General features: G+C 57.4%; 11 protein-coding genes and 3 pseudogenes. 11 read left to right on the plus strand and 3 right to left on the minus strand.

The features are described 5' to 3' along the window. Window positions 1–125: 125 nt before the first annotated feature. Window positions 126–1,343, minus strand: coding sequence for a hypothetical protein (locus tag C9I57_RS18660; RefSeq protein WP_107152137.1), 1,218 nt, complete (start codon window positions 1,341–1,343; stop codon window positions 126–128). A gap of 303 nt (window positions 1,344–1,646) precedes the next feature. On the opposite strand from C9I57_RS18660, the gene C9I57_RS18665 reads away from it, so the two are divergent. The 3 genes and pseudogenes from C9I57_RS18665 to C9I57_RS18675 all read left to right on the plus strand — a co-directional run bounded on the left by C9I57_RS18665 (window position 1,647) and on the right by C9I57_RS18675 (window position 4,436). Further along, on the plus strand, window positions 1,647–2,951 hold the full coding sequence (locus C9I57_RS18665; protein ID WP_107152336.1) for a tyrosine-type recombinase/integrase: 1,305 nt from the start codon (window positions 1,647–1,649) through the stop codon (window positions 2,949–2,951). 49 nt (window positions 2,952–3,000) lie between these two features. Beyond that, window positions 3,001–3,356: pseudogene (locus tag C9I57_RS33300) on the plus strand (integrase core domain-containing protein); the annotation flags it as partial. Between the two features lie 90 nt (window positions 3,357–3,446). Further along, window positions 3,447–4,436, plus strand: coding sequence for a zinc-binding dehydrogenase (locus C9I57_RS18675; protein ID WP_219909886.1), 990 nt, complete (start codon window positions 3,447–3,449; stop codon window positions 4,434–4,436). A gap of 60 nt (window positions 4,437–4,496) precedes the next feature. On the opposite strand, the pseudogene C9I57_RS18680 reads toward C9I57_RS18675, so the two are convergent. Then, window positions 4,497–4,655 (minus strand): annotated as a pseudogene (locus C9I57_RS18680) (IS21 family transposase); the annotation flags it as partial. Window positions 4,656–4,790: 135 nt separating this feature from the next. Here C9I57_RS18680 and C9I57_RS18685 point away from each other — a divergent pair. Then, window positions 4,791–5,561 carry a TetR/AcrR family transcriptional regulator gene (locus tag C9I57_RS18685; protein ID WP_107152139.1) on the plus strand — a complete coding sequence of 257 codons (771 nt, stop codon included), beginning with the start codon at window positions 4,791–4,793 and terminating at the stop codon, window positions 5,559–5,561. A 584-nt stretch (window positions 5,562–6,145) separates the two neighbouring features. Further along, window positions 6,146–6,289: pseudogene (locus tag C9I57_RS18690) on the plus strand (transposase domain-containing protein); the annotation flags it as partial. Window position 6,290: 1 nt separating this feature from the next. Here the strand turns inward: C9I57_RS18690 and C9I57_RS18695 are convergent. Beyond that, on the minus strand, window positions 6,291–7,202 hold the full coding sequence (locus C9I57_RS18695; RefSeq protein ID WP_258187715.1) for an alpha/beta hydrolase family protein: 912 nt from the start codon (window positions 7,200–7,202) through the stop codon (window positions 6,291–6,293). Window positions 7,203–7,791: 589 nt separating this feature from the next. Here C9I57_RS18695 and bktB point away from each other — a divergent pair. The 6 genes from bktB to C9I57_RS18730 all read left to right on the plus strand — a co-directional run bounded on the left by bktB (window position 7,792) and on the right by C9I57_RS18730 (window position 14,893). Continuing rightward, on the plus strand, window positions 7,792–8,982 hold the full coding sequence (gene bktB, locus C9I57_RS18700) for a beta-ketothiolase BktB (RefSeq protein WP_107152140.1): 1,191 nt from the start codon (window positions 7,792–7,794) through the stop codon (window positions 8,980–8,982). Window positions 8,983–9,078: 96 nt separating this feature from the next. Next, a complete protein-coding gene (locus tag C9I57_RS18705) occupies window positions 9,079–9,828 on the plus strand; it encodes an electron transfer flavoprotein subunit beta/FixA family protein (RefSeq protein WP_107152141.1) in 750 nt (249 codons plus the stop codon). A gap of 13 nt (window positions 9,829–9,841) precedes the next feature. Continuing rightward, a complete protein-coding gene (locus C9I57_RS18710) occupies window positions 9,842–10,786 on the plus strand; it encodes an electron transfer flavoprotein subunit alpha/FixB family protein (protein WP_107152142.1) in 945 nt (314 codons plus the stop codon). A gap of 676 nt (window positions 10,787–11,462) precedes the next feature. Then, complete coding sequence (gene paaG, locus C9I57_RS18720) at window positions 11,463–12,254, plus strand: 2-(1,2-epoxy-1,2-dihydrophenyl)acetyl-CoA isomerase PaaG (protein ID WP_107152144.1); 792 nt, start codon at window positions 11,463–11,465, stop codon at window positions 12,252–12,254. 286 nt (window positions 12,255–12,540) lie between these two features. Then, on the plus strand, window positions 12,541–13,338 hold the full coding sequence (locus C9I57_RS18725; RefSeq protein WP_107152145.1) for an IclR family transcriptional regulator: 798 nt from the start codon (window positions 12,541–12,543) through the stop codon (window positions 13,336–13,338). 220 nt (window positions 13,339–13,558) lie between these two features. Further along, the gene (locus C9I57_RS18730) at window positions 13,559–14,893 is read left to right on the plus strand and encodes an MFS transporter (protein ID WP_107152146.1); all 1,335 of its coding nucleotides are present in this window, start codon (window positions 13,559–13,561) and stop codon (window positions 14,891–14,893) included. Window positions 14,894–14,976 lie beyond the last annotated feature (83 nt).

Consider the following 14,976-nt stretch of genomic DNA (forward strand, 5'->3'; position numbering starts at 1 on the left):
GTACAGCAGTGGGTTATGTTGCTGTCATGCACCCGGTCGAATAGCTGAACGCCGCCGTTCGGGACTAGTGCCAAATAATCTAGCGTGAACGGGCGGATCATGATCACACTTGTGCCAAGGATAACTTAGCCTGTTTCTGATTGTCCGCACTCCGAAAGCCACGCGATCAAAGCTAACCGTACTAAAGGACGAGCGCCCCAATCGATAAGCCAATCGCCGATATCCTCCGGATGAAGGATTGTCGTGGAGCTAAGGTCGTCCGCCAAAACTCCTCCATGTGCAAGGCGGCTACGTGCTCTGTAAAACTCCTTCCGGCTTCGCTCGAATTCGGAATCGTTCGGCGAGTACCTATCCATGAACTCGACAAAGGCATCTGTCGCGCTCTTCCCTTGCGACAGCCCGCATGTAGGGCAAGCTGGTCCTCTTTGCTTCGGCAACAAAGCGTCGATTGAGATAATAAGAGCTAGGTAAGCTGATGACGCCGACGCTGCCGCTAATCTATCAGCTTGGCGGTACCAAAAAATTGCTCGAACGAATTTTTCTCGACTCTCACCTGACAGCTTCATAAAAATACGAAACAGTTCTGCCGTGTTGGTCGCGACCTCCATTTCACTGCGTACAGTCGGCCCAATCTCCCGATAGTAGCTCTCTGCGGGTTGCTCGGCCAATGCTTTCAAAGCCCCCGGTTCGGAGAATGACTCTAACTGCCCCTGGAATCCATCAAGCATGTATCCCATTTGAACAAGCTCAGGAGCAAGAAAGCTGATTCGGCCTTCGCTTGTCTGATTTTTTGTGATCCATTGATGAGAAATTCTGTTTGTATGGATAATTCCAAACTGAAGCAGCAAGTTCAAGATGAGGGCCACTTCCGTACATCGAGATTGCATGCGGCTAACATTGAGGGAGTGCAACATGCTACTCTTGAATCTAAACTGACAAATAAACGGGTGCGGTGCTGCAAAAAACGAAGGTAGAGGTGATCCCGGTGGAACGGGGAGTATCTGCAAATCACTGTCGATTTTGAAGTATCCTCGCGTCGGCATGCGTGAGAACATAATGGTCTGTCCGATTCGCTCAATACATGCTCCCTCCAACTCCTCTTGGATTTTGGTTTTCAAGGCGTGAAGCTCAAACTCGGGCATCCTGCTGACGACTTGGCGCAGACGATGTTTTTTATATATGAGCTTTATCACCCATTCGCTATCATTATCTCTTTTGTATAGAATCTCGTCCGCGTGCCCAGAGGATGCTGGCAAAAACGCCGCGATGCAGTGCGCGATCTCAACGTCGTTGAAGCGACCTACGCCGACGTCACAGCTGATGTCATACCCTGCGATATCCATGGCATCGCTCCCCGGTTGGTTGTCAATACATAGGCCGATTGTATCAATCAAGAGGAGTAATTTAGGATCCTCTGCAGTGGTCTGCAGTGGTCTGCAGTGGTCTGCAGAGGTCTGTAAATCCCTTGGTTTCCCCTACGGAATCAAAGGTTTATCGTCTTTTTTGATCCGCTGGTGTCCGACGACAGCGGCGTGCGATCAACGGTATCGGTGACGGTATAGCATCTTTCTCTGCGGACGACCCAACTTGATACCGTCACCGGGCGTGACGGTATCGAGCGACGGTATCAGTTCATGGAGTATCGCATGCTTACGGACCTCGAATTGCGGGCGCTCAAGCCGACCGGCAGCATCTACAAGGTGGCCGACCAACGCGGCCTGTATGTGGCCGTTACGTCGTCCGGGGCGGTGAGCTTCCGTTTCGACTATCGCCTCAATGGACGTCGCGAGACGCTCGTCATAGGTCGCTACGATCCGCGGCTACCTGCCCGAGGGGCGCGTAATGGCGAGGAGCTGAACTTGGGTATGTCACTGAGTCTTGCGGAAGCCCGGCTTCTGCTCGAACGGGCCCGTCGGGAAGTTGAACAGGGTATCAGTCCGTCGAAAGCTAAGGTCGACAAGCGGATGGAAGCGACCGAGGCGCTGACGTTCGGGAAGTGGGCCGAGAAGTACTTCTCGGAAGCCGCGCTGGCGGAGTCGACCCGTGCAATGAGGAAGTCCGTCTACGATCGGAATCTCGCGGCCGAGTTTGGGCGGCTGAAGCTCGAAGAAATCACCCCCGCCCGACTCATGGCGAGATGCGAGAAGATCAAGGAGCGAGGCGCGTCCGCTCCCGCCGTTCAGGCACGCGATATCGTGCTGCAAGTCTACCGTTTCGTACAGGCGAGGGGGCTAAAAGTGGCCAATCCGGCAGCGGACATCCGGCCCTCGGCTATCGCCACTTTCAAGTCGCGCGATCGGGCACTGACGCCCGCAGAGATCCACATATTTTTCAAGGCGCTGGAGCGGACGTCCACGCTGTCCACACTGCGTCTGGCGATCAAGTTCATGCTGCTGACAATGGTGCGCAAGTCGGAATTTATCTTGGCAAGGTGGGAGGAGGTGGACTTCAATACCGCGACGTGGACCATTCCGAAAGAGAGGATGAAGGCAGGCCGGCCGCACAATGTCTATCTGAGCCAGCAGGCACTAGATATCCTCGTTGCCTTCAAGACGTGCTTCGGCGCAAGCTCGTATCTTCACCCCGGTCGTTACGAGACGGAATTGCCTATAAGTGCAGCCACCCTCAACCGCGTGATCGACAGCACGGTCAAGCTCATTCGCAACAGCGATGCTGAAGACTTCGAGTCTTTCACGGTACACGATCTGCGGAGAACGGCCAGCACACAGCTTCACGAAGCTGGGTTCAACAGCGATTGGATAGAGAAATGCCTGGCCCATGAACAACGGGGTGTACGGGCCGTGTATAACAAGGCTGAATATGCCGAGCAGAGAAGGACTATGCTTCAGGCATGGGCGGACATGCTTGACGGATGGGTAGCGAAGGATCCTGCGGTCAATGATGCTGCTCACTTGCGGCCTGCCGGACGTGGTTTGACTCTGATCGCGTAGAAATCGTGGATCTTCTCAAACGCAGAAGCTAGGTGCGTGAAAACTAGCGCTTACGTTCATTCGGCCTGGCAAGCCGGTGGAGAATGCCTATATCGAGAGCTTCAACGGGCGGTTCCGCGATGAATGCCTGAACGAGCACTGGTTTATCTCAATGCGCCACGCCAAGCGGCTGATTGAGGAATGGCGTGTCGAGTACAACACCGAGCGGCCTCATAGTTCACATCACTCGGCTATCTGACGCCTGTGCAGTTCGCTCGGGCACACGATGCAAAGCAGCAGTTTTTAACTCGGACTCTAACTGCGGTTCGGACTGAAACCGGGGGCAGATCACTTCAAATCGCATTACTTATCGAGGATCTGGAGCACTCGGTCCCATCCCAAAATTGGTGTGTCGGCACTTTTTGAAAGGATAGTGATCTACAAGTTCGTCCGGACTGGGTAGCCTTCCTGTTCGGACGCGCTGTCTCTCACCTGACCGTTGAAAGGAATGCCAACATGAGAACCATGCGTGCGATTGTGCTTTCCAATCCTGGCCCTGTCGACAATCTCGTCTTGGAGGAACGCCCCATTCCAGCGACCAAACCGGGCTGGGTTCGTATTCGGGTTAAGGCCTTCGGCGTCAACGAATCCGAGGTCACCACACGCAAGGGCCTATCGTCCCGGGACGTTGCCCTGCCTCGTATCCCGGGAATCGAGTGCGTCGGCGAGGTCGACGAGGCGCCTGCGGATAGCGATCTTGCGCCAGGCCAGAAAGTCGCCACCATGATGGGCGGAATGGGGCGCTCCTTCGACGGCGCCTATGCCGAATATGTCTCAGTACCGGTTGGTCAGGTTATTCCCTTCACCACGAATTTGCCTTGGGACGTGGTCGGTGCACTACCGGAAATGTTCCAGACCGCCTATGGCTCTCTGACCACCGGACTCGATCTGAAAGCCGGACAGACACTACTTATCCGCGGCGGAACATCTACGGTGGGCCTGTCGGCGGCAACGATTGCCAAGAGTATGGGGGCAACCGTGATCTCGACAAGCCGGAAGGCCGATCGGCTTGGTCTGCTACGTGCGGTCGGCATCGATCACCCAATCGTCGACGACGGCACTATCGCAGACACTGTTCGCGAAATCGCTCCCGAAGGTGTCGATGCGGCCCTTGAACTGGTCGGCTGCGAAGTTCTTCCCGACACGTTGAAGGCTGTGCGTGTTCACGGCACGGCTTGTTTCACCGGTGCGCTTGGCGATCAGTGGACGATTCCGGACTTTGATCCGTTTTCAGTTATTCCATTCGGCGTTCGACTGACGTCCTATGGCGGGCAAGCGACAGATCTCCCCGCCAACGTCTTCAACCTGCAGCTCCAGGAAATCGCCGAGGGGCGGATAAGAGTGAGCGTCGCTAAGGTGTATCAGGGGCTCGAAGGCGTGCGCGAAGCACATTCGGATCTCGAAGCGGGCACGACGCCGGGCAAACACGTGGTTGTTCTTACCTGAAGTTTTAGCCTCACCTCGAGGCTTTGGTAGACTCCTCATGCAGATACCGTTTGAATCGTAAACCTCTGCGTTCGCAGTCACGGCGTCGGGCATCAAGGCGGATTGCTCGAGCTGGCTCGCCAGCGGCACATAGAAATTGCCAAATAGATGGTGATGGAATCGTTCGACCTTGCCTTCGGTCAGCATGCGGTGCGGTTGAGACAGTTTAGGCAGGAAGCCGGAAGTGTTTCGAGTGTTGGATAACTTCGATGTCCTTTCACTGAGTCCCGCGCCGGAAATAGTGCGGACCCTTCGAAAGCAATTGATGGCCGACCCGTGACTGGTAAAGTTACTGATCAACGAGGAGGCTGGACTATGTCTAGAAGACAAGCGGTGCAAGGCGCAGTTCATGGGGAGTCGCGCGAGGCTTCGGAGGGAGATAAGGCGGAATTTCTCGCAGAGTCTGGTTCTACAAAAAGCGCAAGAGCCTCTTCCTCCAAATTGCCCGCGTCAGTGCGCCGGCGGCGCTCGCAGGAAGAGCGGCGTTTGGAAGCCGAAGCGCGGCTTCTCGTGGCAGCGATTGAACTGCTCGCACGCAAGGGTTGGGTGGGAATGACCCTCGCAGAGGTGGGCGAGGCCGCTGGTTACAGCCGGGGGCTAGCGACGCATCACTTCGGCACAAAGGGAGAAATGCTGCGCGCTTTGACGACGGAGATGCATCGGTCGTTCGCAAAGCAAATGCAAGCTGCGTCGCCTTTACCCTCCGGTCTACAGGCAGTGCTGGGCTATGTCCGTGTTTACTTCGGACGTGACGACGCAGAGTGGACGAATACGCGCGCGCTTTTGCTGTTGCTGGCCGAGGCTCTACTCGAAAATTCTGACACGGTCCAAGTCGTGACGGAGTGCAATCGCGAAACATTCGCGTGGATCGAGGATAACCTGCGTATAGGCATCGCGCACGGCGAGGTGCGCAGTGATGTCGATCCCACTCTTGGTGCTGAATTTGTCGTGGGTGCCCTGCGAGGACTAGCGCAGCAACGTCTCTCACAAGGCCGGCTGGGAAGCCTTCGCAGAAACAAAGAACAGGTGGTGCGATTGATCGAGCAAGCATTCGCCGCTCCCGGCGGCGGTGTTTCAAGATCTTGAGTTGCGTAGTTGATGACGTCACCAGCGCTCGGCTTGCTTCTAGCAAGCGTCGATGATCAATTTGCATTTCCGGCCGCTTGTGAGCCTGCATCGAGCGGCGTGCTTCTGTTCAGCCAGATCGCTGTGGATGAAGTTGGCTAGAGCGTTGCGTGCGAGTGGATTCCGGGTGTTTGATTGGATTGAGGAACGGGGCGTAGCTGGCGGCGGCGCAATCTGGACCGTGCAATCCGTGCTATCTAGATGCCCGCGCACGATCTGGCTCCTTTGCTGCGTTACCGTCCTACACGATTAACGTGCAGCCGACTCGAGCGTGCGTGCATAACGCGTAATCCAACCGCGTCGCCCACAAAAATGAGGGCCGGTTCTTCTTCTTCACATCTTCGCAAATCATCCCTCAGGCCTTTGAGCGGTCTACCATCGGGCGGGTTGGAGAGGGCATGCTATGTGAGAGCAGATGAGTGCAGGCGTGAAATGGGGGAGATGCATGCCGACTCCTAACGAATCTCCGGTGAACGCACCTTGCCTGTGCGCTCGCCGAAACGATCATTGGTCACCGGGTCGCGAATAGTGCGGTCGACAGGTTCTACTCTCTCGTCGAAACCTGCAAAGCCTGTCGAATCGATCCGTACCGCTACCTCACCTTGCTGTTCCAGCGATTGCCTCTAGCAAAGAACGTCGATGACTACGACGCGTTGCTTCCCTGGAGCATGTCAGCTCAGTCTGGATGACTTATAGATTTGCGCGTAGGAAATCCACGACCTCATGGTCGATCTGGCGATGAATCTCCACACGATCGATACCGGGCGCATCCTGACAGATCAGTGCCGCACTGGCTGCGACCGAGGCCGGACAAGGATCAATGAAGACGAAGTGGTTGCCTGGCACGATGTGGACTGCGGGCGGTGTGGGCAAGCCTGACACAACTCCAAGAGAGTTTCTCGCAGAACCAAGATAGCTGTCGTCCTGTGGTCGATAGAGCATCGTCGGTACGCGCACAGCGGACAAGCCAGATGCCTCAAACATCATCGCCAGTGGATCCATCAGCACCAAGGCCTTCAGGCGGCGATCAACGGGCGGTTGCCAAGCTACCAGGTCAGCGGGTACGGCCGCTTTGCCTTGGGTGCCGTGTGCACCATTGCTGGTTGCTGGACGCGGACACGATCCCGGATCATCGTGATCTGCGCAGTACGAACTGGCATACGCAAAATCGGGCTTCGCTCCCGCCAGAATCAGCGCAGTGTAGCCACCGGCTGAGTATCCGATCGTGCCAATTCGGCCGACATCGGCGCTTGCGGAAAACCGTGGATCCGCGAGGACTGCATTGAGCGCGGCCTCTGCCTGCCGGGGGCGATCAATCAGAATCTGCGCTTGGGACGGCGCTCGGGGATAGCCTGAAGCGTCCCCAACGTGCGTCGGCAAGATGACGATAAATCCGGCGCGAGCCAGAGTTGTGGCCAATTCACGGTGGCTGAGGGGACCGCCGCCTCGTCCATGTGAAATCAATACAACGGGGAAGCGGCCATCTCGTACGGGCGAAGCATCGCGCGTCGCCTCAACAGTGAACGGGCCCGCTTGCCACGGAACCTCACGCTCCCGCGTAGGGTAAAAGATCACCGTGTTGAAAGGGGCAGCTTCGTTCACCCCCGTGAGCCGGATTACCCCTGCGTTAAAAGCGGCCGGATCAGCCAGCGCGGAACACGTACATACGATCGCCAGTACGAGAGGCACTATGCAACGCATGTCACTACTCCTGGTCATCCAGAACGAGAGGCGAAGGATATCAGAGCGTTCTTACACGTTTGATGACCGAGGGGCGTCGTTCATCGATCGCTTACGTATAGCCAAGAGTTCCCCGTGCTCGCCGCGCAGGCAGGGGCGGCGAGCACTGCGGCGGAAGTCGTCCGCGAAGCAATCGACGACTGTTTGCTACAGGACGGGCCTCTGGCAGACAACATTACAGAGATTACGCGTCGCGGAGTACGGGCGAACGGGCCTTCCGATGGGCTGGACTCTTCAACTTAGGGAAGTCCATATACTTACTAATCAACCAACAAGTGATAGACTTGCTCGGAAGTCACTTCGTTGGGTTAATGGGGCCTAAGTCATCAGGCGGAGGGGATTTCGCTAGTGAATATTCCGGAGATCGACGTCGCGGAACGGTGCGCTGTCGAACCGTAATTCCCTTGCACTTCCCCAGGTGGCGAAGTCCTTCATCATAGATGGAGCTGAAATGAGCAGAGATGTCGTGGTTGTAAGCGGCGTGCGGACTGCTGTAGGCGAGTTCGGTGGCAGCCTAAAGGACTTTCCACCGAGCGACCTCGGCGCTCGCGTGGTGCGCGAGGCGCTGTCGCGTGCATCCGTGACGGGCGACGAAGTGGGACACGTCGTTTTCGGCAACGTCGTGCACTCCGAGCCACGCGACATGTACCTTGCGCGCGTCGCGGCGATTAACGGCGGCGTCGCACACCACACACCGGCGTTGACGGTTAACCGCCTGTGTGGCTCCGGTTTGCAGGCGATCGTCTCCGCGGCGCAGTGCATACTGCTGGGTGATGCGGAAATCGCGGTTGGCGGCGGCGCGGAAAGCATGAGCCGTGCGCCCTATGCGATGTCTGCTGCGCGGTTCGGTCAGCGCATGGGGGACGCTAGGCTCATCGACATGATGATCGGCGCGCTCAACGATCCTTTCGATAACGTCCACATGGGCGTGACGGCAGAGAACGTCGCGCGCAAGTTCGACATCTCGCGGGAAGAGCAGGACGCGCTTGCGCTTGAATCTCACCGCCGCGCGTCCAACGCGATAGCCAACGGTTACTTCAAAGAACAGATTCTACCTGTCACGATCACCTCGAAGAAGGGCGATGTTGTCTTTGATACCGACGAGCATGTGCGCCTAAATGCTTCAGCCGAGGATTTCGCCAAGCTCAGGCCAGTGTTCGCAAAAGAAAACGGCACCGTGACGGCCGGCAATGCGTCGGGGATCAACGACGCGGCGGCCGCACTCGTCCTGATGGACCGCCGCGTTGCGGAGAAGCGCGGTCATAAGCCGCTAGCGCGCTTGGTCGCCTATGCACATGCGGGCGTGGATCCAGCGTATATGGGCATCGGCCCGGTACCAGCCACCCGGAACGTGCTCGAGCGCGCCGGCCTGAATCTGAGGGATCTCGACGTGGTGGAAGCGAACGAAGCGTTCGCGGCGCAAGCATGCGCAGTCACGAAGGAACTCGGTCTCGATCCCATGAAGGTAAATCCAAACGGCTCGGGTATTTCACTCGGCCACCCAATCGGTGCGACTGGCGCGCTAATCACAGTAAAGGCGCTATACGAATTGCAGCGTATCGGCGGACGGTATGCGCTCGTCACGATGTGTATCGGTGGCGGCCAAGGGATTGCGGCAATATTTGAACGAATTAATGCATGACACTCGACCCCACCTACTTTTGATCCACCTCGATATCTTTATCGAGGCGTGTAGTGAAAAACCATTGATCAGTGGCATTAATTTGGTAGCTAAAAAATGAAAGTTTTAGTTTCCGTGAAGAGAGTGCTCGACTACAACGTGAAGGTGCGTGTGAACGCCGACGGTTCGGGCGTCGATGTGGCAAACGTGAAAATGTCGATGAACCCGTTTGACGAAATCGCTGTCGAAGAGGCCGTGCGCCTCAAGGAAGCGGGCGTGGCGACCGAGGTCATCGCAGTCTCCGCGGGCGTTGCTCAGGCGCAGGATACGTTACGCACCGCACTGGCGATTGGCGCGGACCGCGCGATTTTGATCGAAGCGAATATAGACCTGCAGCCGCTAGCCGTCGCCAAGCTTCTAAAGGCGCTGGTCGACAAGGAGCAACCGCAATTGGTCATCCTTGGCAAGCAGGCAGTCGATGACGATTCGAACCAGACCGGCCAAATGCTTGCCGCTCTGGCTTCATTGCCGCAGGCAACATTCGCGTCGAAGATCACGATAAAAAATGGCACAGCTACGGTCGGGCGCGAGGTGGACGGCGGTGCGGAAACGCTATCGCTGACGCTCCCGGCTGTTGTAACGACCGACCTACGCCTGAACGAGCCGCGCTACGTCACGCTGCCGAACATCATGAAGGCGAAGAAGAAGCCGCTGGAAACGTTGAAACCCGAGGACCTTGGTGTGGACGTCACGCCGCGCCTGAAAACACTGAAGGTCATCGAGCCTCCACAACGCAGCGCAGGCGTGAAGGTACAAGACGTGAAGACGCTGGTCGAGAAGTTGAAAACGGAAGCCAAGGTGGTGTAAGGAGCGAGGCGAAATGACGAATCTGGTTATTGCTGAACATAACAATCAGTCGATAAAGCCTGCGACGCTGAACACCGTAGCCGCTGCGCAAAAGATCGGCGGCGAGGTGCACGTGCTGGTCGCGGGCCACAACGCGCAGGCTGCTGCCGATCAGGCAGCAAAAATCGCCGGCGTTGCAAAGGTGATGTTTGCCGATGCGCCGCAACTCGAACAGGGTCTCGCGGAGAACGTTGAAGCGACGGTTATTGCGTTTCTGCAAAATGCAGCGGAGACCTATTCGCATGTTTTGGCTCCTGCAACGGCGGCGGGCAAGAGCGTGATGCCACGTATTGCTGCGAGGCTTGATGTTGCGCAGATCAGTGACATCATTGCTGTTAATAGCGACGGCACATTCGACCGCCCGATTTACGCGGGCAACGCAATCGCAACGGTGGAATCGCGAGATCTGGTCAAGGTAGTCACCGTCCGCACGACGCGATTCGATGCCGCTCCCGCCCAAGGCGGCAGCGCAACGATTCACAAGATCGAAGCCGCGGCAGATAAAGGCGTTTCCCATCTAGTCAGCCGCGAAATCACAAAGCTCGAACGTCCGGAATTGACGAATGCGAAGATCATCGTCTCGGGTGGCCGGGGTCTAGGCAGCGGCGAGAACTACATGAAAATGCTCGAGCCGCTTGCCGACAAGCTCAACGCCGCACTCGGCGCCTCTCGCGCTGCAGTCGATGCGGGCTACGTTCCAAACGACTTTCAGGTCGGCCAGACGGGCAAGATTGTCGCACCGCAACTCTATATTGCCGTGGGTATCTCGGGTGCCATCCAGCATCTCGCCGGCATGAAGGACTCGAAGGTGATCGTCGCGATTAATAAGGACGAAGAGGCACCCATTTTCGGTGTGGCCGACTACGGTCTCGTCGGCGACTTGTTCGAGATCGTCCCGGAGCTCACCGAAGTTGTCTGAGTGGCCGATGCTTCGCAAGTGAAGCACGGCAACGTAGAGCAAAGCAAACGGAAGGGTTGACTGATGGCCGGACGGCAAAGATCTTTGCGTCGCGTCGTCGAATCGTGGCTCGGCACGCACGGCGCTACGGATATCCGCGTCACGCGCTTTAGCGGTACTCGGAGAAAGCGGTGCCGTTGCGTGCGTGTGGAAGCCTCTGGAGAAAGAGGCAAGCTCGCAATCCTGTTCTTCCGCCATGATGACGGCTCGTGGTGCGTCTTTCCACCTGCGCCAAGCCGTCCATTTATGGGCGCCGAACCTGAGACCCATGTTTCGCTACAGTGAACAATGGTCTGATGGGAACCATGGCGATCAACCGGTGCGATGGACGTCGGACGATGGTGTTTCCAACGATCCGGCATGTCTGCGAAGTCCTATTACAGGAAAAAGTTCGACGCCGAGAGTTGTGGATGAGCGTGGAGGCGTGCCGGTTGGATCGCACGATGCGCGGTGCCGGATGCGGTAGCTGTTCGTCAGGAATTCAAGCGAAAGGAAAGGACACCCCGAAGCGCCGCGGTCTGAGAAGTTCGAATGAGGCGTGCCGGGCCTGGATGATCCACCGGTCTTGCGGTAGCGAGTCGGTTGCGGTAGCGGCCAAGACGCGCGAGCCGAAACGTTTAAGCCCTGAGGAAATACCATGTCAGAAAAATCCGTGTTGTTGGACATCGACGGCGATACGCGCATTGCGACGCTTACGTTGAATCGGCCCAAAAAGCTGAACAGCTTCACCCGCCACATGCACGATGAGTTGAATCATGCACTCGACCGGGTCGAGGGGAGTAATGCCAGGGCGCTCGTCATTACCGGCGCGGGACCTGCTTTTTGCGCTGGGCAGGATCTGGCCGATCTGGACTTCACGCCCGGCAGTTCGCCTGACCTCGGCGAAATTATCGAACTGCATTTCAATCCGCTGATACGCCGACTTCAGGCGTTGCCGCTTCCGGTGATCGCGGCCGTGAACGGTACGGCGGCGGGCGCGGGCGCGAGCCTGGCGATGGCCTGCGACCTCATTGTTGCCGCACGTTCTGCCAATTTCATTCAGGCCTTTATTAAGGTCGCGCTAGTGCCGGACTCGGGGGGCACTTGGTTTTTGCCACGGCGTGTCGGCGACGCGCGTGCGCTCGGTCTCGCGCTGACCGGCGATAAGCTGAGTGCCGATAAGGCGGAAGAGTGGGGCATTGTCTGGCGTGCCGTGGCCGATAGCGAAGTCCATGCCTTCGCCCACGCACTGGCGGCGCAGCTCGCAGCACGGCCTTCGCGCGCGGTGGCCGCCACCAAGAGGGCGATTCGCGCGAGTGGCAGCAATACCCTCGATCAACAACTCGACCTCGAACGAGACTTGCAACGCGAACTGGGCGCGTCGCCGGACCACGCGGAAGGCGTTGCCGCGTTTAAGGACAAGCGCGCACCGCGCTTCGAGGGGTTCTGATTCTCGACCATTTTGAGCATCCTGCCAATGTCGTATTGCCCAGAGGAGCGGGGGAAAAGCCCGGCAGGCTGCAAACGAACAAGTGGGCAACTGAGAGCCAACACCGATTGGCAGTCCTCTTCGAGGCGTGCTGCCATACCGCCCCCTGGCAGGTGCCCAATAGCCGATCGACAAAATGGGGCAGTTCTAGAAATCAATGAGCTTGACTCTAGTCCAGGACGATATGGAAATGTAGTGCTTGAGAAGTTGAACGACAGTTATGTTTCAGAGCTAAGAGGTGGATCTGATGAGCGCCCATTGTGGAGACAATAGCGACCGTAAGGGCGCAAGCTTTCAGACGCCGGAAACGGTCAGTCACTCGCACGGCGTGCAGTCGCTCGAACGGGCGATCGTGGTCCTGAGCCTGATGGCTAAACATCAGGTTTCGGGTATTTCACTCGCCTCAATCGTCGCCAAAACGGGGCTCGACCGTACCACTGCCTACCGGATTGCATCAGCGTTGGTTGAATCCGGCATGGCCTCACGTGGCCCGGAGAAGGAATACCGGCTCGGCATCGAAACAATGGTGTTGGGTATGGTTGCGATGCAGCGGCCGCCGCTGATCGACCGCTGCGCGCCGATGATGAAGCGGCTCGCGCGACAATCGGGTGGATACGTGCTGCTATGCATCCAGTCGGGCGATTACACGCATTGCTTGCACATGGAGTCGGCAGAGCCGCAGATTCCCGAGCTTAGGTCGTATGTTGGGATGATGCGCCTGCTCGGCATCGGCATTTCCGGCGTCGCTTTGCTTGCCCGTCACGCAGATCAGTACATCCGCGAGCACTATTCGCGGCACCGCGCTGAATATCTCAAACATCAGATGACGGAGAGCAGGTTGTGGGGCTTACTCGAGCAGACACGATCGACCGACTTCGCGTACGTCCATCCGCGCCAAATGGCGGGGGTGGGAATCTCCTTCGAAACAGGCTCATGCGGCCTTGCGGGACTGAATGTGCTCGCCCTTGCCTCGAAGTTACCTCCTTCGCGTGCACCGTCCGTCGCCTCAATGATGCGCGAGCATCTGGCTGATCTCCCAAAGTGAGACCTAATCTAAAGGAAGCTCTGGTTTCCCCGAGTGCACATTGTGAACGATGCCGCGACTATATGTTGTTGGTTGTCGGCATTGCCTTTTGAATAGACGTGGAGGACAGCGGAGATCCCGTCGGGCGTACATTAACCTGATGTCACGAGAATCGCGGCCCCCCTTTCGTCCTGAATGACGACTTATACAGACTATCCAAAACAAGCAGCCGGAGACACCTATGATTTCGCTAGCGAAGTATCCCGAGGAAAGCGCCGCGCGCGCCGCGCAGTCTCTAGATGCCGACAAAACGTATAAAAGGATCACCCGCCGTTTGATCCCGTTGTTATTCATCCTTTACCTGATGTCTAACATCGACCGTGTCAACGTCAGCATCGCGCAGCTCCAGATGAAATCCGACCTCGGTTTCACCGATGCCGTTTATGGTCTGGGCGCCAGCCTCTTTTTCGTGTCGTACGCGCTGTTCGAGTTGCCGAACACTTACGTGGTGACGCGGCTCGGCGCACTTAAGACGATCATGCTATTGACAGTGGGCTGGGGTTGCGTCTCGTCGCTCATGATGTTTGTCCACACCCCGATTTCGTTTTATACGCTGCGTTTCCTGCTCGGCGTGTTCGAGGCGGGGTTCACTCCGATCGTCGTGTATTACCTGTCGCGCTGGTATCCGCTGGAGCGTCGCTCCAAGCCGCTCGCGCTGTTCTCCTCGGGAATCGTGATATCCGGAATCGTGGCTTATCCGTTATCTGGGGTAATCCTCAAGTTCATGCACGACGTAGGTGGACTTAGCGGCTGGCAGTGGATGTTCCCGCTCGAAGGTCTGCCTTGTGTTGCGCTCGGTCTGCTAGTTCCGGTGCTGCTCGATGAGTCCCCGCAAACTGCCAACTGGCTGTCGCCCAGCGAAAAAACCATGATCGCCGCAATGCTCGAAGCCGGGGCGCCGGCTAGGGAGGGGCAGACGTTCGCGCAGACTCTCCGTAATCCTCGCCTTTATGCGCTGATGGCCGTCTATTTCTTCTTCGCGGCTGCCATCGCGGTGCTCCACTTCTGGTTGCCAACCATCATTCGCTCGCGCGGCGTGACCGACATCGCCTTGATCGGTGTCTACTCTGCGATCCCCAGTGCAGTCTCACTGGTGGCAATGATTACGATCGGCGCACATGCCGACCGTACGCGGCGTTTGCGCGAAAACATCGTGGCGTTGGCGTTGATTGGTGGCGCGGCACTGTGTCTGCTGCCTCTCGTCCCGAACTCGCTTGTGCTTTCACTCGTGTTGCTGTCTTTAGCTGGCGCAGCACTGTTCACGTTCATTCCGCTGTTTTGGGCCAGCGTGCCCGCTTGTCTGCCCGGTCCGGGCGTGGCGAACGCGATCGCTGCCGTCGCGACTATCGGCCTCCTCGGTGGAGTCGTCAGCCCGGCATCGATTGGATGGTTGAAAACCCATATGGGCGGCATGAGCACTGGGATCTATCTCTTTGGCGCATTATTCGCCGTCGGCGGCCTGCTATATGCAAGGACGACGCGGAATGTGGCGAATCTGCGGCAGCGCAAAATCTGATGTAAAAAGGACTAGCCGACGCAAAGTATTGAAATGCAATTAGCCATCGGACGACGTGAGGCATTCATGCGTTCAACGGCAAA

This window comes from Trinickia symbiotica (assembly GCF_003028655.1).
Taxonomy (GTDB): Bacteria; Pseudomonadota; Gammaproteobacteria; order Burkholderiales; family Burkholderiaceae; genus Trinickia; species Trinickia symbiotica_A.

Bases quoted from the DNA above. Each gene is read 5' to 3' on its own strand.
- paaG (WP_107152144.1), top strand. From the start codon at position 11,463: ATGTCAGAAAAATCCGTGTTGTTGGACATCGACGGCGATACGCGCATT.
- C9I57_RS18685 (WP_107152139.1), top strand. From the start codon at position 4,791: ATGTCTAGAAGACAAGCGGTGCAAGGCGCAGTTCATGGGGAGTCGCGC.
- C9I57_RS18725 (WP_107152145.1), top strand. From the start codon at position 12,541: ATGAGCGCCCATTGTGGAGACAATAGCGACCGTAAGGGCGCAAGCTTT.
- bktB (WP_107152140.1), top strand. From the start codon at position 7,792: ATGAGCAGAGATGTCGTGGTTGTAAGCGGCGTGCGGACTGCTGTAGGC.
- C9I57_RS18710 (WP_107152142.1), top strand. From the start codon at position 9,842: ATGACGAATCTGGTTATTGCTGAACATAACAATCAGTCGATAAAGCCT.
- C9I57_RS18705 (WP_107152141.1), top strand. From the start codon at position 9,079: ATGAAAGTTTTAGTTTCCGTGAAGAGAGTGCTCGACTACAACGTGAAG.
- C9I57_RS18730 (WP_107152146.1), top strand. From the start codon at position 13,559: ATGATTTCGCTAGCGAAGTATCCCGAGGAAAGCGCCGCGCGCGCCGCG.
- C9I57_RS18675 (WP_219909886.1), top strand. From the start codon at position 3,447: ATGAGAACCATGCGTGCGATTGTGCTTTCCAATCCTGGCCCTGTCGAC.
- C9I57_RS18660 (WP_107152137.1), bottom strand. From the start codon at position 1,343: ATGGATATCGCAGGGTATGACATCAGCTGTGACGTCGGCGTAGGTCGC.
- C9I57_RS18665 (WP_107152336.1), top strand. From the start codon at position 1,647: ATGCTTACGGACCTCGAATTGCGGGCGCTCAAGCCGACCGGCAGCATC.